We start from the raw sequence: 22,312 nt of genomic DNA, 5'->3' as shown, positions 1-22,312 counted from the left end.
GCGCGCTGCCGCACAGTAAAGCAGGCATCACGGCTGGAACAGACTCACGCCGATTTCATTTTCTTTACGCGTACGGGCGATCACGGACGCCGGGCTTTCCGACATGCGCAGCCCCATCTCTTCTTCAGTACGCACCAGTTTGCCGCGCAGCGAGTTGGTGTAGACATCGACAATTTCAACATCCACAAAGCGGCCGATCATTTCAGGCGAGCCTTCGAAATTCACCACGCGGTTATTTTCGGTGCGGCCAGAGACTTCCATCACGTTCTTGCGGGAGATGCCTTCCACCAGAATACGCTGCACTGTGCCTACCATGCGGCGACTGATCGCCTGCGCCTGCTGGTTAATGCGGTCCTGCAGGATCCACAGACGTTGCTTTTTCTCCTCTTCGCTGACATCATCCGGCAGGTCAGCGGCGGGCGTGCCGGGACGGGCAGAGTAGATAAAGCTGAAGCTGACGTCGAAATTGATCTCGGCGATAAGCTTCATGGTCTGCTCGAAATCCTGCTGAGTTTCACCGGGGAAACCAATGATGAAGTCAGAGCTGATTTCAATATCCGGGCGCGCCGCGCGCAGCTTGCGGATAATCGCCTTATACTCCAGCGCGGTATGAGCACGCTTCATCAGCGTCAGAATACGGTCTGATCCACTCTGAACCGGCAGGTGCAGGAAGCTCACCAGTTCCGGCGTATCGCGGTAGACCTCGATGATGTCATCGGTGAACTCAATCGGGTGGCTGGTGGTGAAGCGAATGCGGTCGATACCGTCGATGGCGGCGACCAGGCGCAGAAGCTCAGCGAAGGTACAGATTTCACCATCAAAGGTGGCACCACGATAGGCGTTAACGTTCTGGCCAAGCAGGTTAACTTCACGCACGCCCTGCGCCGCCAGCTGAGCGATCTCCAGCAGAATGTCATCGCTGGGACGGCTCACTTCCTCGCCACGGGTGTAAGGCACCACACAGAAAGTACAATATTTGTTGCAGCCTTCCATGATGGAGACAAAGGCAGTCGGGCCGTCTGCGCGCGGTTCCGGCAGGCGATCAAATTTCTCGATTTCCGGGAAGCTGATGTCGACCACCGGGCTTTTGGTGCCGCGCACGGTGTTGATCATCTCTGGCAGGCGGTGCAGTGTCTGCGGACCAAAAACGATATCCACGCAGGGCGCACGCTGGCGGATATGATCCCCTTCCTGCGACGCCACGCAGCCGCCCACGCCGATAATCACATCCGGGTTGCGCTCTTTGAGTTTTCTCCAGCGTCCCAGCAGGTGGAATACTTTCTCCTGCGCTTTCTCGCGAATAGAACAGGTGTTAAGCAGCAGAATATCCGCCTCTTCAGGAACCTCGGTCAGCGTATAGCCGTGCGTACTGTTCAGCAGATCAGACATCTTGGATGAATCATACTCATTCATCTGACATCCCCAGGTTTTGATATGCAGTTTTTTTGTCATCGCGCTAACCATTGATTCAGTGCAGTGAAGTGCGGGGCGCGTATTGTAATGCTTTGATGCTGTTGTGACCAGCCTCAGGGCTTTTCTGCCAGCAATCCGGTTTTCCGGTACACTTTGCTTTATTCAGACCCGTGTTGCGCAGGCTGGCGGGAATAAGAGAGGGACATAAGCAATGCAGGATAATCAGTTTGATGTAGTGATTGTTGGCGGTGGCATGGTCGGTGCGGCGCTGGCCTGTGGACTGACGCAGCAACATTTTCGCGTTGCGGTGATTGAGCGTGCCGAACCCGCGCCTTTTGATGCCGACAGCGATCCCGATCTGCGAATTTCGGCGATTGGGTCATCCTCGGTGGGGTTGCTGAAGCAACTCAACGTCTGGCCACGGGTAGAGGCGATGCGCAGCGCCCCATATCGCAGGCTGGAAACCTGGGAGTGGCAGACGGCGCAGGTGAGTTTTGATGCGGCCTCGCTGGGGCTGCCCGAGCTGGGCTTTATGGTCGAGAACAGCGTGCTTCAGCGGGCGCTATGGGAGGAGATGCAGTCGCTGGGCGTGACCTGCTATTGCCCGGCCACACTGGAGAACCTGCAGCCAGAAAATGGCGGCTGGCGCATCGACCTCAACGACGACGTAGCCTTACACACCCGCCTGGTGGTTGGGGCTGATGGCGCGAACTCTCAGGTGCGACAGATGGCCGGGATCGGTATTCATGGCTGGAGCTATGCGCAATCCTGTTTACTGATCAGCGTGACCTGCGAACATCCGGCAGGCGATGCGACCTGGCAGCACTTTACGCCTCAGGGACCGCGCGCCTTTTTACCGCTGTATGGCAACCGGGCCTCGCTGGTCTGGTATGACGCGCCCGCAAGAGTCCGCCAGCTACAGGCGATGCCGATGGCCCAGCTGGAAAAAGAGATAGCCAGCCACTTCCCGGCGCGGCTGGGACGTTTTAAAGCCCACGCGGCGGGCGGCTTCCCGCTGGTACGGCGTCACGCTTCACGGTATGTCCTGCCAGGGCTGGCGCTGGTCGGTGATGCCGCGCATACCATTAATCCGCTGGCCGGGCAGGGCGTGAATCTGGGCTATCGCGATATTGATGCGTTGATTAATGTGCTGGTCAGCGCACGCGGTGCGGCGGAAGATTGGGCATCCGAGCGCGTATTGCAGCGCTATCACCGGCAACGTCGTAAAGACAATATGCTGATGCAGGGCGGTATGGATCTGTTCTATTTTGCCTTCAGCAATCAGCTGGCACCGCTGCGGTTTGCACGTAATCTCGGATTGATTGCCGCCGAACATTCCGGGGTACTGAAGCGGCAGGTATTGCGCTACGCGCTGGGGTTATAGCAGATTGCGCATGTTGGCTCGCCGCACGGCGGGCCTGCAATCAGGAAGGGGAACGACAAAAACAACAAAGCCCGCAAAAGCGGGCCAGGTTGTGCAATTTGGCTGGGGTGCAGGGATTCGAACCCCGGAATGCTGGTATCAGAAACCAGTGCCTTACCGCTTGGCGACACCCCAATAATGGTGTTTTTCAAATTGTCTTTTGTATGGCTGGGGTGCAGGGATTCGAACCCCGGAATGCTGGTATCAGAAACCAGTGCCTTACCGCTTGGCGACACCCCAATTATATGGTGGCTACGACGGGAATCGAACCTGTGACCCCAGCATTATGAGTGCTGTGCTCTAACCAGCTGAGCTACGTAGCCAAATTGTACTGCATTTCAATGATGGCTGGGATACCTGGATTCGAACCAGGGAATGCCGGTATCAAAAACCGGTGCCTTACCGCTTGGCGATATCCCATTCGTCCGTTCTCAGCCTCGAGAATCATCGAAATTGGCTGGGATACCTGGATTCGAACCAGGGAATGCCGGTATCAAAAACCGGTGCCTTACCGCTTGGCGATATCCCATCCACGCTGCCGAATAATGAAATGGTGCGGGAGGCGAGACTTGAACTCGCACACCTTGCGGCGCCAGAACCTAAATCTGGTGCGTCTACCAATTTCGCCACTCCCGCAAAAAAAGATGGTGGCTACGACGGGAATCGAACCTGTGACCCCAGCATTATGAGTGCTGTGCTCTAACCAGCTGAGCTACGTAGCCATCTTTTTTTCGCGTTACCTTCATCGGCGTTGCGGGGCGCATTATGCGGAGTTGACCAGACAGCGTCAACAATTTTTTTACCGTTTTTTGCCAGATAATCGCTGTTTGACTGGCTTATAACCAGCCTGGATGTTTATTCGGCAATTTTTCAGTGAATACAACGCTAATCGTAAAAAAAATGGGCCTCAATGGGCCCATCCTGGCTGCTTTCAGCCGGCTTATTTATAGGCTGACTGATGCACACCCACGGCACGACCAGAGGGATCGTCCATATTTTTAAACGCTTCATCCCATTCAATCGCTTTGGCAGAAGAACAGGCGACCGATGGACCTCCAGGCACACACTCTGCCGCGCTCGCCAACGGGAACAGCTCTTCAAAGATCTCACGATAGAGATAGGCTTCTTTCGAACCCGGCGTGTTGAACGGGAAGCGGAAGTGAGCGGTAGCCAGCTGCTGATCGCTGATTTGCTTCGCAGCCACTTCTTTCAGTGAGTCGATCCAGCTGTAACCCACGCCATCCGAGAACTGCTCTTTCTGACGCCACGCCACGCTCTCCGGCAGGTAAGAGGAGAAACATTCACGCAGAATGTGCTTCTCCATTTTACCGTTGCTGCCACACATTTTATCGGCCGGGTTAATACGCATCGCCACATCCAGGAATTTTTTATCCAGGAACGGTACGCGGGCTTCAACGCCCCAGGCGGACATCGCTTTGTTGGCACGGGCGCAGTCGAACATATGCAGCGCCTGCAGTTTACGTACGTTTTCTTCGTGGAACTCTTTGGCGTTTGGCGCCTTGTGGAAATAGAGATAGCCGCCGAAGACTTCATCTGCGCCTTCGCCCGACAGCACCATCTTAATGCCCATCGCTTTAATTTTACGCGACATTAAGTACATTGGCGTAGAGGCACGAATGGTGGTGACGTCATAGGTTTCAATGTGATAAATCACATCGCGAATGGCATCCAGACCTTCCTGCACGGTGAAATGAATTTCATGGTGTACGGTGCCCAGATGCTCCGCCACCGATTTCGCCGCTTTTAAGTCGGGTGAACCTTCCAGCCCTACCGCGAAGGAGTGCAGCTGTGGCCACCATGCATCACTTTTATCCTGATCTTCAACCCGCTTCGCCGCGTAACGCTTGGTCACGGCTGAAATGATGGAAGAGTCCAGACCGCCTGACAGCAGCACGCCGTAAGGCACATCTGACATCAGGTGGCTTTTCACGGACTCTTCCAGCGCATGTTTCAGGCCAGCGGCGTCGGTGGTGTTGTGCTCAACGTTTTTATATTCCATCCAGTCGCGCTGCCAGTAACGGCGGATCTCGCCATCGGTGCTGGAGAGGTAGCTTCCCGGCGGGAACTCTTTGATTGAACGGCAGGCTGGCACCAGCGCTTTCATTTCTGAAGCAACAAACAGGTTGCCATGCTCATCGTTACCCATATAGAGCGGGATGATGCCGATGTGGTCGCGACCAATCAGGTACGTTTTTTTAACGGTGTCATAGAGGATAAAGGCGAACATGCCTTCCAGCTCATCGAGGAAATCGACACCTTTCTCCTGATAGAGCGCCAGAATCACTTCACAGTCAGAACCGGTCTGAAACGCGTAGCGATCGCTGAGTTCAGCGCGCAGTGCCTGGTGGTTATAAATTTCGCCGTTAACTGCCAGTACGTGGGTGTGATCGGCGTTGTATAGCGGCTGTGCGCCATTGTTAACGTCAACAATTGAGAGACGTTCATGCGCCAGAATAGCATGGTCATCGGCGTAGACGCCTGACCAGTCCGGGCCGCGATGACGCATTAAGCGTGAACATTCCAGCGCTTTTTTGCGCAGCTCAACAGGATCGGTTTTCAGATCCAGCACACCAAAAATTGAACACATAACTGACTCCTGAGCTCACCTTACGGCGATGTTATCTTTTGCGTTTGTCCGGCAGCCTGATGCTGCGTGATACATAAGAAAATGCGCTATTTGGTGCATTCAATGCAAGAGGAATCGTGATTTACTGATAAAAAGATTGCTTGCATGGCAATAAAATTGAATAAACGATAATTTTAAAGCCGATTCATTGATGGATCAGCAATAAAATAGCTTTTTAGAGCAGAAAGCAGACAGTAAAAGTGGGAGATATAGCGCAAAAAGGGGGGACGCATCACAGATTAGCCGGATGCGTCATAAGAGAAATGAATCAGAACAGGTCGATATCGGCCACAGAAGGGTAGATCCAGTCCGGACGGAACGGCATGGCATCGATATCACTCAGCGTCGAGACGCCGGAGAGCACCAGCACCGTCTCCAGACCCGCCTGAAAACCGGCCAGAATATCGGTTCGCAGATTGTCACCGACAATCACGGTCTCTTCCGAGTGGGCCTGCATTTTGTTCAGCGCGGCGCGCATAATGTAGGGGCTGGGCTTGCCGACAACAAACGGGCGACGGCCTGATATCTTCTCAATACCCGCACAGAGTGCGCCACAGGCAGGAATAAAACCGCGCGCATGAGTATCCGGGTTGGTGGCAATAAAGCGGGCGCCATTAGCCACGAAGAAAGCCGCTTTATGCATCATGTCCCAGTTAAACGAGCGCGTCTCTCCGACAATGACAAAATCGGGATTCACATCGGTAATGGTAAAGCCCGCTTTGTAGAGTTCATGAATCAGTGCGCCCTCACCAATCACATACGCCTTTTTGCCCTCCTGACGGCGCAGGAAGTCGGCGGTTGCCATTGCGGAGGTATAGAAAACGGAGTCGGGCACCTCGACACCGGCCGAGGCAAAGCGGTTAGCCAGATCCTGCTCGGTTTGCGAGGGATAGTTCGTCAGCACCACCAGCGGCATCTCTTTGGCCAGAATGCGCTGTAAAAACTCCTGTGCGCCGGGAACGGCCGTGTTGTCGTGCATCAGCACGCCATCGATATCACAAATTACGCTTTTAATGGTCATAGTCAGATCCGATATGGCCCGCCACAGCAGCGGGTTAGCTTAGTCTTCCAGAAGATGTTGCAGCAGAATGCCGTTAAGCATGGCACGTTTAGCGAGCGCAAAGGCGCCAATAGCGGAACGATGATCCAGGGTGGAACGCACGACCGGCAGATTTTTACGGAAGGCCTCTAATGCCTGAGTATTAATGCAGCCCTCAATCGCGGGCAGCAGCACTTTTTCTGCTTCAGTGATCTCACCCGCCAGCACCACTTTTTGCGGATTAAACAGGTTGATCGCAATCGCAATAGCTTTGCCAAGATAACGGCCAACGTGCTCAACCACTTCGCAGGCCAGTGCATCACCCTGATTGGCCGCTTTGCAGATGTGGGATATCTGGCACGCCTCCAGCGTCAGTACGCTGGGATAGCCCTGATTCAGCAGATGGCGTACCCGATTTTCAATGGCGCCGTTGGCGGCAATGGTTTCAAGGCAGCCAAAGTTGCCGCAGTGACAGCGCTCGCCAAGCGGATCGACCTGAATATGGCCGATCTCGCCAACGTTGCCGTTGCTGCCGAGAAAAATATGGCCGTTGGCAATAATGCCGGCGCCCGTGCCACGGTGTAAACGCACCAGAATTGAGTCAGCACAGTCGCGGCTTGCACCGAAATAGTGCTCAGCCAGCGCCAGGCTGCGAATATCATGACCCACAAAACTGGTAACGTTAAAACGTTTTTTCAGGCTGGCGACCAGCGGCCAGCGGCTGACAGAGATGTGTGGCATATAGCGGATCACGCCGTTAATCGGATCGACCAGCCCAGGCAGGATCACTGAAATCGCGATCAGCTCGCGAATTTTACGCTGGTGCTGCTCAATGAAGCTGCTGATGGCGTTAAACAGCGCATGTTCCAGCGTCTCCTGAGTGCGTTCCGGCAGCGCATAATCTTCCTGCGCCAGCGATTTACCGCTGAGGTCAAACAGAGTCAGGGTGGCGTCGTTGCGTCCGAGGCGGACGCCGATGGTATGGAAATGGCGGGTTTCAGTGATAATGGAGATGGCGCGGCGACCACCGGTAGACGCCTGCTGGTCTACCTCTTTGATCAGGCCGCGCTCAATCAACTGACGGGTAATTTTGGTGACGCTGGCGGGCGCGAGCTGGCTAAGTTCGGCAATCTGAATGCGCGATATCGGCCCCTGTTGATCAATCAGCCGGTAAACCGCTGCGCTATTGAGTTGCTTAACAAGATCGACATTTCCTATTTGTGACTGGCCGCCAGTGGTCATTCAGTGCTTACTCGCTCAGGACGTCGTCTCCGTTGACAAACGTCTTTATGATTTTAAAGTCGCGCGTAAACACAGTCAGGTTCGCGATTTTTCCTGCTTCGATCGAGCCTGACTGCCTTTCCACGCCCATCGCCCGTGCCGGGTAGAGTGTTGCCATGCGCAACGCTTCGTCCAGTGCGATCCCTGCATGCTCAACGCTATTTTGTACCGCTTCAATCATCGTCAGGGCAGAACCACTTAATGTGCCGTTTTCGTCGACACAGAGCCCATCGCGATAATAGATTGTTTTGCCTGCAAAAATAAACTCGCTTATGTCCGCGCCAGCCGGTGCAGTGGCATCCGTGACCAGCACCAGTTTGTCGCCTTTGATGCGTTTTGCATTGCGCACGTTAGCGTAATGTACATGTAAACCGTCCGCAATAATGCCGCAGTATACATCAGGCGAATCAAACAGCGCACCGATAAGCCCGGGTTCACGTCCGGCAAAGGTGGGCATGGCGTTGTAGAGGTGCGTCGCGAAACTCACACCAGCAGAAAAGCCCGCTTTAGCTTCTTCATAGGTCGCATTCGAGTGACCGGCTGAGACAATAATCCCGGCATCAGTCAATTGACGAATCACATCGCTACCCGCATTTTCAGGGGCAAGCGTGACTTTGGTGATGACGTCCGCGTTGTCGCACAGGTACTGCACCATTGCCGCATCCGGCAGGCGAATCAGCGCCGGATCGTGGGTGCCTTTTTTCGCTTTGCTCAGCCAGGGCCCTTCCAGATGCAGACCCAGCGCCTGATTCTGATGTTTCTGCAGGTAAGCGCGCATGGTTTCAATCGCCCGTTTCATCAGGGCGTCGCTGCTGGTTATCAGCGTCGGTAAAAAGCTGGTGCAGCCAGACTTTTCATTGGCGCGCTGCATCGTTTCCAGCGTTTCAATGCTGAGCGCCTCAAGGCTGTCATTGAACTGCACGCCACCGCAGCCATTGAGCTGGAGATCGATAAAGCCTGGCGCAATATTTGCCCCTGCCATATCCCGCTGCTCAATATCCGCCGGGAGTGCTTCACGCGGACAGACGCGCGCTATACGCCCATCGGCAACTACCACCGCGTGATTATCCAGAACCTCATGGCCACTGTAGATTCGACCGTTAACTAATGCGTACATCTCTCTTCTCCCGTCCTGGCCTGCTGTCACTCAGCGTAACAGCAGGGCATGACAATGTTCTGTTACACGCCTTTCATATTTTCCGCTTCCATTTCGCGGAAATATTTCACGGTTTTCACTTTCAGTTCCATGGTGGCCGGCTCATCGCACACTACCACCGATTTCGCGTGCAGCTGCAGGCAGCTGATGGTCCACATATGATTAACGTTGCCTTCAACCGCCGCCTGTAATGCCTGCGCTTTAACATGGCCGGTAACCAGAATCATCACTTCCTCTGCATCCAGCAGCGTACCGACGCCGACCGTCAGCGCATATTTAGGCACCTGATCAACGTCACCGTTAAAGAAGCGGGAGTTCGCCACGCGGGTGTCATGGGTCAGGGTTTTAATGCGGGTACGGGAAGCGAGAGAGGAAGCCGGTTCGTTAAAGGCGATATGACCGTCGTTGCCAACGCCGCCCATGAACAGGTGAATTTTACCCAGCGCGCGAATTTTCTCTTCGTACTGACGACATTCTGCGTCAATATCGGGGGCATTACCATTCAGCAGGTTGATATTTTCCGGTTGAATATCAACGTGATCGAAGAAATTGCGATACATGAAGCTGTGATAGCTCTCAGGATGCTCTTTTGGCAGGCCAACATATTCATCCATATTGAATGTCACGACGTTTTTAAAACTGACCTGGCCCGCTTTGTGCATATCAATCAGGTGTTTGTACGCTTCCAGTGGCGTACCGCCGGTTGGCAGACCCAGGACAAAAGGTTTATCCGCCGTCGGGTTAAACGCATTGATACGATTAACAATATGTCGGGCGGCCCATTTTCCCACCTGGGTTGGTGTCGCTAAAGGAATCAGTCTCATGTTTCACCTCAATTGAAAATAGAAAGGGGATGGCTAAGCCGTTGCGTGAGTCACCAATCTGAACAGATGATTCATTGTCGCCATGGCCAGCGCATAATTCAATATTTCGGATCATAAAATAAGTTTACGGTCAAAGCCAGATGTTGCCGTATGAAACGATGTTTTTTAGTGATAAAAATCACATTTACCAGGCTTTTAATTTGCGAGGCGAATTAATTTATCATTACACTTCGCTGCGTGATATGAAGTGTATTAACGATCTTTGCAGCTGACATAACAACATTAAGCAGCGCAAAGCGACAAGTCAGGCTCATAGGGGGAAGGGGATATGTTAGGTTACTTACAAAAGGTGGGGCGCGCACTGATGGTGCCGGTAGCAACCCTGCCAGCAGCAGCGATATTAATGGGCGTGGGCTACTGGATCGATCCAGACAGCTGGGGCGCAGGTAATGCGCTGGCGGCGTTACTGATCAAATCTGGTGCTGCCATCATTGAAAATATGTCAGTGCTGTTTGCGATTGGTGTCGCGTATGGCATGTCGAAAGATAAAGATGGTGCGGCAGCCCTTACCGGCTTTGTCGGATTCCTGGTAGTCACCACGCTCTGCTCACCGGCCGCGGTGGCAATGATACAGAAGATGCCGGTTGACCAGGTGCCTGTGGCGTTTGGTAAAATTAATAACCAGTTTGTCGGTATTCTGGTCGGTATCCTGTCGGCGGAAGTCTATAACCGCTTCAGCCACGTCGAGCTGCCGAAAGCACTCTCCTTCTTCAGCGGACGGCGACTGGTGCCGATACTGGTCTCGTTCCTGATGATCCTGGTCGCCTTTATCCTGATGTATATCTGGCCGGTTATCTTTAACGGTCTGGTGGGCTTTGGTGAACATATCCAGAAGCTCGGCTCTGCCGGTGCCGGTATCTACGCCTTCTTTAACCGCCTGCTGATTCCGGTCGGTCTGCATCACGCCCTGAACTCGGTGTTCTGGTTCGATGTTGCGGGCATTAATGACATTCCTAAATTCCTTGGCGGTGCACAGTCACTGGCTGACGGATCGGCAACCGTCGGCATCACCGGTCGTTATCAGGCGGGCTTCTTCCCGATCATGATGTTTGGTCTGCCGGGTGCTGCGCTGGCTATCTACCACTGTGCGCGTCCTGAGAACCGCGTCAAAGTGGGTAGTATCATGCTGGCCGCGGCGTTTGCTGCCTTCTTTACGGGTATTACAGAACCGCTGGAGTTCTCCTTCATGTTCGTGGCACCCGTGCTTTATCTGATCCACGCCGTCCTGACTGGTATTTCTGTCTTCATCGCTGCCAGCATGCACTGGATTGCCGGATTTGGTTTCAGCGCCGGGCTGGTGGATATGGTGCTGTCGACCCGTAATCCGCTGGCGACACACTGGTACATGCTGATCCCGCAGGGTCTGGTCTTCTTCGTTATCTATTATGTGGTGTTCCGCTTTACCATCAAAAAATTCAACCTGATGACGCCGGGCCGCGAGCTGGCGGTTGATGGTGATGAAACTGATGGTTATGACGTTAACGTTGATAAAACGGATAGCGGTGAAAGTGCCACAGAGTCACTGGCGCGCCGCTACATTGGGGCGATTGGTGGTTCAGCTAACTTAACCAGTATCGATGCCTGTATCACCCGTCTGCGTCTTAACGTGAATGACTCGGCGCAGGTGAATGAGGCGGTTGCTAAGCGCCTTGGCGCGTCCGGCGTGATCCGTCTTAACAAACAGAGCGTGCAGATCATCGTAGGTACCCAGGCAGAAAGCATCGCCTCGGCCATGAAAAAAGTGCTGACCAAAGGTCCGGTCGCTGCAGCGGCTACCAGCAGTGCGCCGGCCGAGCCGGACGTTAAACCGCAGGCGGTGCTGAACAGTGAGAAGCAGGTCATCGCCACGCTGCTGGCGCCGGTCAGCGGTGAAGTCGTGGCGCTGGATGATGTGCCGGATGAAGCCTTTGCCAGCAAAGCGGTGGGTGACGGTCTGGCGATCAAGCCCAGCGACAAATGGGTAGTGGCACCGATTGCCGGTACGCTGGTGAAAATCTTTAACACCAATCATGCCTTCTGTCTGGAAACCGACAATGGCGTGGAGATTGTGGTGCACATGGGGCTGGATACCGTGGCGCTGGAAGGTAAAGGCTTTACCCGTCTGGTTGAAGAGGGGGCCAGCGTGGTCGCCGGTCAGCGAGTACTGGAGATGGACCTTGAATTCCTTAACGCCAATGCCCGCTCAATGGTGAGTCCGGTCGTGGTCAGCAACAGCGACGATTTCGCCGGTCTGACTTTACTGGCACAGGGTCAGGTAATAGCAGGGGAAACCCCGCTGTATGAAGTGAAAGGCTAATCCCCGCAACAGAACCCCACAGGCAGGAAGCGATTCCTGCCTTTTTTGTTTTAAAGGCTTAACAAACGGTTGTTTCCCTCAGACGCTTTGTGGATCATACTCCGTTACTTCGTGGTACAAATCACCCGTTATTCGTATTGAGGATTTTTGAGATGAGTGAGGCTGAAGCCCGCCCAACTAACTTTATTCGTCAGATCATTGACGAAGATTTGGCGAGCGGTAAGCACAGCAGCGTGCATACCCGTTTTCCGCCGGAGCCCAATGGCTATCTGCATATTGGTCATGCGAAATCGATCTGTCTGAATTTTGGCATCGCCCAGGACTATCAGGGGCAATGCAACCTGCGTTTCGACGATACCAATCCGGTTAAAGAGGATATGGAATTCGTTGAATCCATCAAGCGTGACGTTCAGTGGCTGGGTTTTGAGTGGAGCGGTGAGGTCTGTTACTCATCAAACTATTTCGATCAGCTCTACAACTATGCCATCGAGCTGATTTCCAAAGGACTGGCCTACGTTGATGAACTGAGTCCGGATGCGATTCGTGAATATCGCGGCACCCTGAAAGAGCCGGGTAAAAACAGCCCTTATCGCGATCGCAGCGTGGAAGAGAATCTGGCGCTGTTTGAGAAGATGCGAAACGGTGAGTTTGCCGAAGGCACCGCCTGTCTGCGCGCCAAAATCGACATGGCCTCTAATTTCATCGTGATGCGCGATCCGGTGCTTTACCGCATCAAGTTCGCGGAACACCACCAGACCGGCAATAAGTGGTGCATCTACCCGATGTATGACTTTACCCACTGCATCTCCGATGCGCTGGAAGGCATTACGCACTCGCTCTGTACGCTGGAGTTTCAGGACAACCGCCGTCTCTATGACTGGGTGCTGGACAACATCACAATTCCGGTTCATCCGCGTCAGTATGAATTCTCGCGCCTGAATCTGGAGTATGCGGTGATGTCGAAACGTAAACTCACTCAGCTGGTGACCGAGAAGCACGTAGAAGGGTGGGACGATCCGCGCATGCTGACCGTTTCAGGTCTGCGTCGTCGTGGTTACACCGCCGCTTCTATCCGTGAGTTCTGCCGTCGTATTGGCGTGACTAAGCAAGATAACATCGTGGAGATGGCTTCGCTGGAGTCCTGTATCCGTGATGATCTTAACGAGAATGCGCCCCGCGCCATGGCGGTTTTAGATCCGCTTAAAGTGGTGATCGAAAACCTGCCAGCAGGCCATAGCGAAATCGTCACCATGCCAAATCATCCGGGTAAACCGGAGATGGGCACGCGTGAAGTGCCGTTCAGCCGCGAGATCTGGATCGATCGCGCGGATTTCCGTGAAGAGGCGAACAAACAATATAAGCGTCTGGTGCTGGGCAAAGAAGTTCGCCTGCGTAACGCCTATGTGATTCGTGCTGAGCGGGTCGCCAAAGATGAAGCGGGCAACATTACCTGCATCTACTGCACCAGCGATGTTGATACGCTGAGCAAAGATCCAGCCGATGGCCGCAAAGTCAAAGGCGTGATTCACTGGGTTTCTGCGGATCACGCGCAGCCAGCTGAGTTCCGTCTGTATGATCGTCTGTTCAGTGTGCCAAATCCGGCTGCTGCAGAGGATTTCCTGGCGGTCATTAATCCTGAGTCACTGACCATCAAAAACGGCTTTGTTGAACCCAGCCTGCGCGATGTGGAACCAACAACACCGTTTCAGTTTGAACGTGAAGGTTATTTCTGCGCCGACAGCGTTTACTCGAAACCGACGCAACTGGTGTTTAACCGCACCGTCGGTCTTCGTGATACCTGGACCAAAACGGGCGAATAAATTTTTTGGGGCTGACCTCATAAAATGACAAAAGGGCGATTTATCGCCCTTTTTTATTGCCCCGATTTTTACCATCTCCGACGTTTATTCTGCACTAACCACAACCGGTTCAATACCGCCTTGTGGGAGTAATCTGAGTTTAAAAAAATTAATCAATTTCAGGATGTGAATTGTCAGCTTTCAGGTAGGCTATCCGCTCTCAGAGGTTGCAAAGCGGGTTACAGAAGGAAAAAAAATGACAGTTCTCGCCCAGGAAGCCAAACACAGTGTCGTCGTTTTACATCAGCTCATTGAACGTATTTTTAATCAGCCAGCCGGATCTGACGACAGTTTCCAGCTGCTGATGTCCTATTTTCATCCTGAATTTCGCATGGTGACCCCAAAGGGCAAAGAGTACAATCTGAACGAGGTCGAGGATCTTTTCCAGCAGTTACAAGGGCAGCGGGAAGGGATGCGCATTGCCACCTGTGAACATGTCATTCTCTCTCATCATGAAAAAGAGATCGTCGTACAGTATCGCGAAATGCAGATGATGAACGGCAATAACCAGAGCCGCATTTCGCTGGCCATTCTGGATTGCAGCAGCTCTATTCCACGCTGGCGCTATCTGCAGGAGACGCTGGTCGCCTGAGGTGAGGGCAGAAAACAGACGAAAAAAAACCGGTGAATTCACCGGTTTTTTTATTTCAGGCCGCGCCAGCGTTACTGGTCGTGCAGCGTTTCGTCTTCACGGCAATCGCCCAGCGTACAGTGTCCATAGAGATAGAGGCTGTGGTTGGTCAGCTTGATGCCATGGCGGGTCGCGATTTCACGCTGACGCGTTTCAATCGATTCGTCGCTGAACTCGATAACCTTGCCGCAATCCAGGCAGATCAGGTGATCGTGGTGATGCTGCTGCGTCAGTTCGAAGACAGACTTGCCGCCTTCAAAGTTGTGACGAGTCACAATACCGGCATCATCAAACTGGTTCAGAACACGGTAAACGGTCGCCAGGCCAATCTCTTCGCCAATGTCGATCAGGCGTTTATACAAATCTTCCGCACTGACGTGATGGCACTCAGGTTCCTGAAGCACTTCCAGAATTTTCAGTCTGGGCAGCGTTACTTTCAGGCCAGCCTTCTTTAATGCGGTGTTGTTGTCAGTCATGCGGATTTTGTCCTGTTACTAATATTCACTTTTGTGGCTTATCGCCTTGAATGTCGATCTATGCTCATTCTCATTTGCGTCTCATTATAGAACTGAAGCGATGAAATGAAAACCAGAGGGCGTGTCTGAATCATCATGGGCTATTGGGGATTCGTCACCGGGCCGGGGAAGATTCTGACAGAGGTCTGTTAGCACATCACTTAGTCTTGCCGCCTGAGAAAATAAGCGGAAGATCGATGCGGGTATTCTACAGATTAAACGGAGAAAGTTAAAAAAATGTGGCTATTATTTCTATAGGCATTTTCATTGCCTCAATGTGAGCTGGCGCTCACATTGAGTCGGGCAGGATCAGGCTTCGATGATCTCTTTCAGCTGCAGTTCATCAAAAATCTGCTTAACCCACTGGTCAACACGCTGGCTGGTCAGCTCAGGCTGGCGATCTTCGTCAATGGCCAGGCCCAGGAAGTGGGTATCATCGGCCAGGCCTTTCGAAGCTTCGAAGTGATAGCCTTCAGTTGGCCAGTGTCCGACAATCACGGCACCGTGCGGTTCGATAATGTCGCGAATCGTGCCCATGGCATCACAGAAATACTCTGCGTAATCTTCCTGGTCGCCACAGCCAAACAGCGCAACCAGCTTGCCGTTAAAATCGATCTCTTCCAGCGTCGGGAAAAAGTCATCCCAGTCGCACTGCGCTTCGCCGTAGTACCAGGTCGGAATACCCAGCAGCAGGATATCAAACGCTTCCAGATCTTCTTTTGTGCTTTTTGCGATGTCATGGACTTCTGCAACATCTGTACCCAGCTGTTTCTGGATCATTTTTGCAATGTTTTCGGTATTGCCGGTATCGCTGCCGAAGAAGATGCCTACGAGTGCCATGAGTAAAATAACCTCTTAAATCCTGATGATGAGATGTGTGCCGCAGCACATTTCAGCGAATAATAGCAGACGAGAGAAAACCGGTGAACGGTTAAAGCCCCGACATTTGCCTCTGCGTGCGATTTGCCCGCATTAATCCAGTTTGAGCTGTGCCAGTAGCATCTGTTCAATCAGTTCGCTACGGCTGAGATTGCGCTGTTCTGCCAGCGTATTGAGTGCATCGACGGCGTCACTGTTCATTTTCAGTTCGACACGACGAAGCCCGCGTCCTTTGTCACGTTTCAGTTGATTGCGCTTGTTAATGCGCAGCTGTTCATCACGCGAAAGCGGACTGGTTTTGGGTCGACCAGGGCGGCGCTCATCAGCAAAGAGATCGAGCGTCGTGCGGTCAGTCTGTTCTTTTGCCATGGCTTAGTAAAACTGAATGGGGGCGGGCGCCAGACACTCACCGCGCAGATTATAAATTATTGGCCATTGCCGCAGCAAAACTGACCCGCGGCAAAATTTTAGCGCGCCATCATACTTCACGCTTACGCCGGACGCCAATCCTAAACCTTTACCGCCATCTATTTGCTTTTAAAGCGCAAAAAAGCGACGGACACTGCGCAAAACGGCATCGGGTTTCTCTGCATGAACCCAGTGTCCTGCGCCACCGATCACATGCGCCTGAGCGGCCGGGAACTGCTGCAGCAACGCATCGCGATAGCTGTTATCCAGGTAGCTGGAGTCGCCGCCGCGAATAAACAGCGCCGGGTGATTCCAGGCGGGAACCGGCTGCCAGCCAGAGATCGTGGTGTAGTTATCCCACAGCACCGGAACGTTGAAGCGCCACTCCCCCTCCTGGAAGGATTTCAGCAGGAACTGGATCACCCCTTCTTCCTCGATCAGCGTTCGCATGACCTTCGCCGCCTCGCTGCGGGATGAGACGCCCGCATCGGTGACGGCACGAATGCCGGCAAATATCTGGTCATGACGGCGCGTCTGGTAATCAACCGGGGCGATATCGATCATCACCAGGCGCTCAATGCGTTCCGGCACCAGCGCGCTCATGGTCATGGCTATTTTACCGCCCATCGAATGTCCGATCACCGCGACGCGATCAATGCCATGTGCATCCAGTGTTTCGACCATATCCTGCGCCATTACAGCGTAGTTCATCTCGTCAGATCGTGGTGAAAGTCCGTGGTTGCGGACATCTACCTGCAGCAACGGACCGGCATCTTTCAGCCCGCGCGCCAGCACGCCAAGGTTATCGAGACTGCCAAACAGACCGTGAATAAGCAGGATGGGCAGAGAATCAGCAGGGGATTGTTCAGTTTGCAGACGGGCGTTCAAAATCATAGCAAAGTTCTTAAGTTTGAGACCTGAGCTTAGGTTATCATGGTTTCACCTTTTCAGGCGCGCCGGTTCCGGCGGCATTAGGACATATTCTGACTTTTGCCCGTAAACCGTTTGATTGCTAACAACCCGCCTGACTTTAACTTTATAATCCTGATGTTAGAACCCACACACCCTTTGAATTGCCTGACTATACTCAGAGCTTTTCAGGAAACAGGTGGTTCTGTCATGAGAAAGAACCGTACGGAATAAGATGAAAACGATCGAAGTTGACGAAGAGCTCTACCGTTATATTGCCAGCCACACGCAACACATTGGTGAAAGCGCATCCGACATTCTGCGTCGTATGCTGAAGTTCACGGCCGGTCAGACTGCACCCGCTTCGCCTGCACAGCCAGCCTCAAAAGATGCAGCGAAAGAGTCCCAGCCTGCGTCTGTGGGTTCGCGCCCGCAGGATCGTGTCCGCGCGGTGCGCGAGCTGCTGCTTTCCGATGAATATGCGGAGCAGAAGCGGGCGGTGAATCGCTTTATGCTTATCTTGTCAACGCTCTATCGTCTTGATACCGCAGCCTTTGCTGAAGCTACTGCATCTCTGCAGGGCCGCACCCGCGTCTATTTTGCAGGTGATGAGCATACGCTGTTGCAGAATGGCACCCATACTAAGCCGAAGCATGTGCCCGGCACGCCGTACTGGGTGATCACCAACACCAATACTGGTCGTAAATGCAGCATGATCGAACACATCATGCTCTCGATGCAGTTCCCTGCGGAACTGACCGAGAAAGTTTGCGGCACCATTTAAAACTTAAGCGTCAGGGAGCAGCGCCAATGGCCAATCACCCACGTGCCGGGCAACCCGCCCAGCAGAGCGATTTGATTAACGTTGCACAATTAACGTCACAATATTATGTCCTGCAGCCCGATGTGGCGAACCCGGAACATGCGGTGAAATTTGGCACTTCCGGCCATCGCGGCAGTGCAGGGCGTCAAAGCTTCAACGAGATGCACATTCTGGCGATCGCTCAGGCGATTGCCGAAGAGCGTAAAAAGAATGGTATCACCGGGCCTTGCTACGTCGGTAAAGACACCCATGCGCTGTCAGAACCCGCCATCCTGTCTGTTCTGGAAGTGCTGGCGGCGAACGGCGTTGATGTGATTGTGCAGCAGGATAATGGCTATACGCCGACCCCTGCGATCTCGAATGCGATTCTTGAGCACAACAAAGCGGGTGGCGCGCTGGCTGACGGCATCGTGATTACGCCGTCGCATAACCCACCAGAAGATGGCGGCATCAAGTACAACCCACCTAACGGCGGACCTGCTGATACCAACGTCACCAAAGTGGTTGAAGATCGTGCCAATCAGCTGATCAAAGATGGCCTGAAAGAGGTGAAACGTCTGCCGCTGGAGCAGGCGATGGCCAGCGGTCATGTGGTCGAGAAAGATCTGATCCAGCCTTATGTTGAAGGTCTGGCAGAGATTATCGACTTCCCGGCGATTCAGAAAGCGGGCCTGAAGCTGGGTGTGGATCCACTGGGTGGTTCCGGTATTGCTTACTGGCAGCGTATTGCTGAGCACTACAAGCTGGATCTGACGCTGGTAAATGACGCGGTCGATCAGACCTTCCGCTTTATGCATCTGGATAAAGATGGCGTGGTCCGCATGGACTGCTCGTCTGAAAGCGCAATGGCAGGCCTGCTGGCTTACCGTGACAAGTTCGATCTGGCGTTCGGCAACGATCCCGATTATGACCGTCACGGCATTGTGACCCCGGCGGGTCTGATGAATCCAAACCACTATCTGGCGGTGGCGATCAACTATCTGTTCCAGCACCGCCCACAGTGGGGTCAGGATGTTGCCGTGGGTAAAACCCTGGTCTCCAGCGCCATGATTGACCGTGTGGTCAACGACATTGGTCGCAAGCTGGTGGAAGTGCCGGTGGGTTTCAAATGGTTTGTTGATGGTCTGTATGACGGCAGCCTCGGTTTCGGTGGCGAAGAGAGCGCAGGCGCTTCATTCCTGCGTTTCGACGGTACGCCGTGGTCTACGGACAAAGATGGCATCATCATGTGTCTGCTGGCCGCTGAAATTACTGCAGTGACCGGTAAAAACCCGCAGCAGCACTATGACGAACTGGCAGCACGCTTTGGCGCACCAAGCTACAACCGTCTGCAGGCATCAGCCACCTCAGCGCAGAAAGCCGCGCTGTCGAAGCTGTCACCGGAGATGGTCAGCGCTGATACGCTGGCGGGTGATCCTATCACCGCTCGTCTGACTGCCGCGCCAGGCAATGGTGCATCTATCGGCGGTCTGAAAGTGATGACGGAGAATGGCTGGTTTGCTGCTCGTCCTTCAGGCACCGAAGACGCTTACAAAATCTACTGTGAAAGCTTCCTGGGCGCTGAACACCGCGCGCAGATTGAGAAAGAAGCCGTTGAGATTGTCAGCGAAGTGCTGAAAAACGCCTGATTAGTCGGGCAGATGAAAGATACGCTCGGTACCATTAAGGTTGCTGGTAAAGTCCAACCCGGCTAGCTGTTGGATCGTGCCAGCACAGGAAACAGGATCAGATCGGAAAGACGCAAAAGATGTCATCCATGACAGCTCGGCCCGCGCCATCCATGGCGCGGGACGCTTTCCTCCTCTGACCCTGTTTCCTGCGCCTCGGGGTTTATCCGTTGCGGTCAGTATTTGCTCAGATTTGAGTTTGTTTGCAGTCATGAAAGGCGCCTCTGGCGCCTTTTTTTATGGCATAAAGCGATAGCCGATCCCGGTTTCCGTCAGCAGATGAGCCGGTTGTGTCGGATTGGCTTCCAGCTTCTGGCGCAGATGTCCCATATAGATGCGCAGATAGTGGCTGTGCTCAACCGCATTGGGTCCCCAGACCTGGCTCAGCAACTGCCGCTGCGTCAGCACCTTGCCGGCATTGTTAAGCAGAATACTCAACAGACGAAATTCAATCGGGGTAAGGTGAATCTCGCTGCTGCCGCGCTGTACCCGTCGTGCGGCGAAATCGACGCTGACGTCGGCGAACGTCACCCTGGCATCCGGCTGCTGGCCACTATGACGACGCAGCGCAACCCGGACGCGCGCCAGCAGTTCGCCAATGCCAAAGGGTTTAGTCAGATAGTCATCTGCCCCCGCATCCAGTGCGGCGATCTTATCCTGCTCATCGCTGCGCGCTGACAGCACAATCACCGGTATGGCGCTCCACTGTCGCAGGTCACGAATGAAATCGGTGCCATCTCCATCCGGCAGACCCAGATCCAGGATCACTAAGTCCGGCTTGCGGGTCGCCGCTTCAATCAGTCCGCGTTGCAGTGTATCGGCATCAAACACCTTAAGGGCTTCATTTTCCAGCGCCAGCCGGACAAAGCGCCGGATCTCTTTTTCATCTTCAACGATCAAAACCGTGGTCACGCAATACCTGCCTTGAGTGGGGACCGAAGCGCTACTTTATCAACATTTTATGCTGGCGTCCGCGACCATAACCTGTCGGCCCTTTCAACGCTAACGCAACCAGGCGGTAACCTTTTTGTAACTTAATTACAGGTTGATTCTTAAACAGCAAAAATAGCAGCAAATAAGTGGTCAGATGAGTAGTAAAATTACACAACCTGGCGTAAAGTTGAACACAGATCACATTCACACTATTTCACTTACCGGGAGGAGAAACCATGTATCGGGCTTATCCACGTTATAAAATTATTGCGCGACGTACGCTGGTGGTTCTTCTCGGCGTACTGGCGCTTCCTGTTATGCTGTTTCGACAGGATCGGGCACGTTTCTACAGCTATCTGCACCGCGTCTGGTGTAAGACCAGCGCCAAGCCGGTCTGGCTGGCGCAGGCTGAAGCGGGTGGTGGCGCGTTCTGGTGATTTCCCCTGCCGCAAAACAGGCCTGGTCAACTGACCGGGCTTTTTTTTGCGTTTTTTCTGAGAATAAGCGATCCGGAATCCCGTTTTAACCCTTTATTCCTGACCATTTTACGCTACACTTAAACCTCTACAAGATTTCGGAGGTTGTACAAGTATGAGCAAAAAAATCCCCGTTGGAATCAGTGCATGCCTGCTCGGCGACCGCGTCAGATTTGATGGTGGGCATAAGCGTCTTACTTTTGCGACCGACGATCTCACCCCATTTGTCCGTTTTGAGCCCATCTGCCCTGAGATGGCGATTGGTCTGCCAACGCCGCGCCCGGCATTGCGTCTGGTGAAGCAGGGCGATGATGAGCTGCATCTCTGCTTCAGCAAAGATGGCGGAGAAGAGGTTACGACGCAGATGCGTGACTGGTCTGCTGAGCGGGTAAAATCGCTGCATCACCTCTGTGGCTATATCCTCTGCGCCAAATCACCCAGTTGTGGCATGGAGCGGGTGCGGGTCTATGAGCCCGATAACAACAATAACCGCAAAGCAGGCACCGGTATTTTTACTGAATTTCTGCAGCGCGAGATGCCCTGGCTGCCGCTGGAAGAAGATGGTCGTCTGCACGATCCCGCCCTGCGTGAGAACTTTATCGGTCGTGTCTGCGCGCTGCATGAATTTAATCAGATGTGGGAAAGCGGTCTGACCCGGCAGGGACTGATCGCCTTCCACAGCCGTTACAAGCTGATGATGCTGGCGCATTCGCAGGAGAAATACCGCGAGCTGGGACCCTTTGTCGCCTCCATGAGCCAGTGGGAGTCGCTGGACGCCTTTGCCTTTGAGTACCGCAATCGCATGATGGAACTGATGTCACGTCCCGCCTCACGTCGCAATCACACCAATGTGCTGATGCATGTGCAGGGCTACTTCCGCACGCACCTGAGTTCACCGCAGCGCCAGGAACTGGCAACGCTGATTGACCGCTATCGTCAGGGCACACAACCGCTGCTGGTGCCGATTACCATTCTCAAACACTACATGGCGGAGTACCCGCACCCGTGGCTGGCCCAGCAACGCTATTTCGATCCCTATCCCGAAGCCTTGTGCTTACGCTACGGACAGTAAT

General features: G+C 53.6%; 19 protein-coding genes and 7 tRNA genes. 8 read left to right on the top strand and 18 right to left on the bottom strand.

What is annotated here, in order from left to right:
* Positions 1 to 27 precede the first annotated feature (27 nt).
* Positions 28 to 1,452, bottom strand: a complete 1,425-nt coding sequence (gene miaB / locus ACO6VX_RS09070) for a tRNA (N6-isopentenyl adenosine(37)-C2)-methylthiotransferase MiaB (RefSeq protein WP_158131922.1) — start codon at positions 1,450 to 1,452, stop codon at positions 28 to 30.
* 172 nt (positions 1,453 to 1,624) lie between these two features.
* On the opposite strand from miaB, the gene ubiF reads away from it, so the two are divergent.
* Positions 1,625 to 2,797, top strand: coding sequence for a 3-demethoxyubiquinol 3-hydroxylase (ubiF, locus tag ACO6VX_RS09065; protein ID WP_050680187.1), 1,173 nt, complete (start codon positions 1,625 to 1,627; stop codon positions 2,795 to 2,797).
* Positions 2,798 to 2,896: 99 nt separating this feature from the next.
* On the opposite strand, the gene ACO6VX_RS09060 is transcribed toward ubiF, so the two are convergent.
* The 12 genes from ACO6VX_RS09060 to nagB all read right to left on the bottom strand — a co-directional run bounded on the left by ACO6VX_RS09060 (position 2,897) and on the right by nagB (position 9,783).
* Positions 2,897 to 2,971, bottom strand: a tRNA-Gln gene (locus ACO6VX_RS09060).
* Between the two features lie 30 nt (positions 2,972 to 3,001).
* Positions 3,002 to 3,076 (bottom strand) — tRNA-Gln (locus ACO6VX_RS09055).
* A 6-nt stretch (positions 3,077 to 3,082) separates the two neighbouring features.
* Positions 3,083 to 3,159, bottom strand: a tRNA-Met gene (locus ACO6VX_RS09050).
* 22 nt (positions 3,160 to 3,181) lie between these two features.
* Positions 3,182 to 3,256: transfer RNA gene (locus ACO6VX_RS09045), tRNA-Gln, on the bottom strand.
* 34 nt (positions 3,257 to 3,290) lie between these two features.
* Positions 3,291 to 3,365, bottom strand: a tRNA-Gln gene (locus ACO6VX_RS09040).
* Between the two features lie 22 nt (positions 3,366 to 3,387).
* A tRNA-Leu gene (locus ACO6VX_RS09035) sits at positions 3,388 to 3,472 on the bottom strand.
* A 9-nt stretch (positions 3,473 to 3,481) separates the two neighbouring features.
* Positions 3,482 to 3,558 (bottom strand) — tRNA-Met (locus tag ACO6VX_RS09030).
* A gap of 218 nt (positions 3,559 to 3,776) precedes the next feature.
* Positions 3,777 to 5,444, bottom strand: coding sequence for an asparagine synthase B (gene asnB, locus ACO6VX_RS09025; protein WP_010671283.1), 1,668 nt, complete (start codon positions 5,442 to 5,444; stop codon positions 3,777 to 3,779).
* 307 nt (positions 5,445 to 5,751) lie between these two features.
* Positions 5,752 to 6,504 carry an HAD-IIA family hydrolase gene (locus tag ACO6VX_RS09020; RefSeq protein WP_010260664.1) on the bottom strand — a complete coding sequence of 251 codons (753 nt, stop codon included), beginning with the start codon at positions 6,502 to 6,504 and terminating at the stop codon, positions 5,752 to 5,754.
* Positions 6,505 to 6,543: 39 nt separating this feature from the next.
* Positions 6,544 to 7,764, bottom strand: a complete 1,221-nt coding sequence (nagC, locus tag ACO6VX_RS09015; RefSeq protein WP_010260667.1) for a DNA-binding transcriptional regulator NagC — start codon at positions 7,762 to 7,764, stop codon at positions 6,544 to 6,546.
* Between the two features lie 7 nt (positions 7,765 to 7,771).
* A complete protein-coding gene (nagA, locus tag ACO6VX_RS09010; protein WP_010671285.1) occupies positions 7,772 to 8,920 on the bottom strand; it encodes an N-acetylglucosamine-6-phosphate deacetylase in 1,149 nt (382 codons plus the stop codon).
* A 62-nt stretch (positions 8,921 to 8,982) separates the two neighbouring features.
* Entirely contained in the window at positions 8,983 to 9,783 is an 801-nt protein-coding gene (nagB, locus tag ACO6VX_RS09005; protein ID WP_010260676.1) for a glucosamine-6-phosphate deaminase, read from the bottom strand.
* A gap of 328 nt (positions 9,784 to 10,111) precedes the next feature.
* Here nagB and nagE point away from each other — a divergent pair, with 328 nt between their 5' ends.
* The 3 genes from nagE to ACO6VX_RS08990 all read left to right on the top strand — a co-directional run bounded on the left by nagE (position 10,112) and on the right by ACO6VX_RS08990 (position 14,590).
* Positions 10,112 to 12,139: an N-acetylglucosamine-specific PTS transporter subunit IIBC gene (nagE, locus tag ACO6VX_RS09000; RefSeq protein ID WP_031293061.1), complete on the top strand. Its 2,028-nt coding sequence runs from the start codon at positions 10,112 to 10,114 to the stop codon at positions 12,137 to 12,139.
* Positions 12,140 to 12,291: 152 nt separating this feature from the next.
* Positions 12,292 to 13,959 (top strand): glutamine--tRNA ligase, encoded by a 1,668-nt coding sequence (glnS, locus tag ACO6VX_RS08995; RefSeq protein WP_010260682.1) that lies wholly within the window; start codon positions 12,292 to 12,294, stop codon positions 13,957 to 13,959.
* 235 nt (positions 13,960 to 14,194) lie between these two features.
* On the top strand, positions 14,195 to 14,590 hold the full coding sequence (locus ACO6VX_RS08990; RefSeq protein WP_010260686.1) for a hypothetical protein: 396 nt from the start codon (positions 14,195 to 14,197) through the stop codon (positions 14,588 to 14,590).
* 71 nt (positions 14,591 to 14,661) lie between these two features.
* Here the strand turns inward: ACO6VX_RS08990 and fur are convergent, their stop codons facing one another.
* From fur to ybfF, 4 genes are all read right to left on the bottom strand, one after another.
* Positions 14,662 to 15,105, bottom strand: coding sequence for a ferric iron uptake transcriptional regulator (gene fur, locus ACO6VX_RS08985; protein WP_009091454.1), 444 nt, complete (start codon positions 15,103 to 15,105; stop codon positions 14,662 to 14,664).
* A 348-nt stretch (positions 15,106 to 15,453) separates the two neighbouring features.
* Positions 15,454 to 15,984, bottom strand: a complete 531-nt coding sequence (gene fldA / locus ACO6VX_RS08980; RefSeq protein ID WP_010260687.1) for a flavodoxin FldA — start codon at positions 15,982 to 15,984, stop codon at positions 15,454 to 15,456.
* A 132-nt stretch (positions 15,985 to 16,116) separates the two neighbouring features.
* On the bottom strand, positions 16,117 to 16,392 hold the full coding sequence (gene ybfE, locus ACO6VX_RS08975) for a LexA regulated protein (protein WP_010260688.1): 276 nt from the start codon (positions 16,390 to 16,392) through the stop codon (positions 16,117 to 16,119).
* Between the two features lie 168 nt (positions 16,393 to 16,560).
* The gene (ybfF, locus tag ACO6VX_RS08970) at positions 16,561 to 17,325 is read right to left on the bottom strand and encodes an esterase (protein WP_033766681.1); all 765 of its coding nucleotides are present in this window, start codon (positions 17,323 to 17,325) and stop codon (positions 16,561 to 16,563) included.
* Between the two features lie 250 nt (positions 17,326 to 17,575).
* On the opposite strand from ybfF, the gene seqA reads away from it, so the two are divergent.
* Together seqA and pgm are read left to right on the top strand one after the other, a co-directional pair.
* Positions 17,576 to 18,124, top strand: a complete 549-nt coding sequence (gene seqA / locus ACO6VX_RS08965; protein WP_010260690.1) for a replication initiation negative regulator SeqA — start codon at positions 17,576 to 17,578, stop codon at positions 18,122 to 18,124.
* A 26-nt stretch (positions 18,125 to 18,150) separates the two neighbouring features.
* Positions 18,151 to 19,791 carry a phosphoglucomutase (alpha-D-glucose-1,6-bisphosphate-dependent) gene (gene pgm, locus ACO6VX_RS08960; protein WP_010260692.1) on the top strand — a complete coding sequence of 547 codons (1,641 nt, stop codon included), beginning with the start codon at positions 18,151 to 18,153 and terminating at the stop codon, positions 19,789 to 19,791.
* Positions 19,792 to 20,067: 276 nt separating this feature from the next.
* Here pgm and kdpE read toward each other — a convergent pair whose 3' ends face one another.
* A complete protein-coding gene (kdpE, locus tag ACO6VX_RS08955) occupies positions 20,068 to 20,742 on the bottom strand; it encodes a two-component system response regulator KdpE (protein ID WP_010260694.1) in 675 nt (224 codons plus the stop codon).
* A gap of 257 nt (positions 20,743 to 20,999) precedes the next feature.
* On the opposite strand from kdpE, the gene ACO6VX_RS08950 reads away from it, so the two are divergent.
* Together ACO6VX_RS08950 and ACO6VX_RS08945 are read left to right on the top strand one after the other, a co-directional pair.
* Complete coding sequence (locus tag ACO6VX_RS08950) at positions 21,000 to 21,200, top strand: DUF2517 family protein (RefSeq protein ID WP_010671290.1); 201 nt, start codon at positions 21,000 to 21,002, stop codon at positions 21,198 to 21,200.
* A gap of 154 nt (positions 21,201 to 21,354) precedes the next feature.
* Positions 21,355 to 22,311, top strand: a complete 957-nt coding sequence (locus ACO6VX_RS08945) for a YbgA family protein (RefSeq protein WP_010260698.1) — start codon at positions 21,355 to 21,357, stop codon at positions 22,309 to 22,311.
* Position 22,312: the final 1 nt, after the last annotated feature.

Origin of the sequence: Pantoea sp. BJFS-204 (assembly GCF_049310725.1) — a bacterium.
GTDB lineage: Bacteria > Pseudomonadota > Gammaproteobacteria > Enterobacterales > Enterobacteriaceae > Pantoea > Pantoea agglomerans.
Note: the sequence above shows the minus strand (reverse complement) of the source record. Positions and strands in the feature narration are given on the sequence as shown.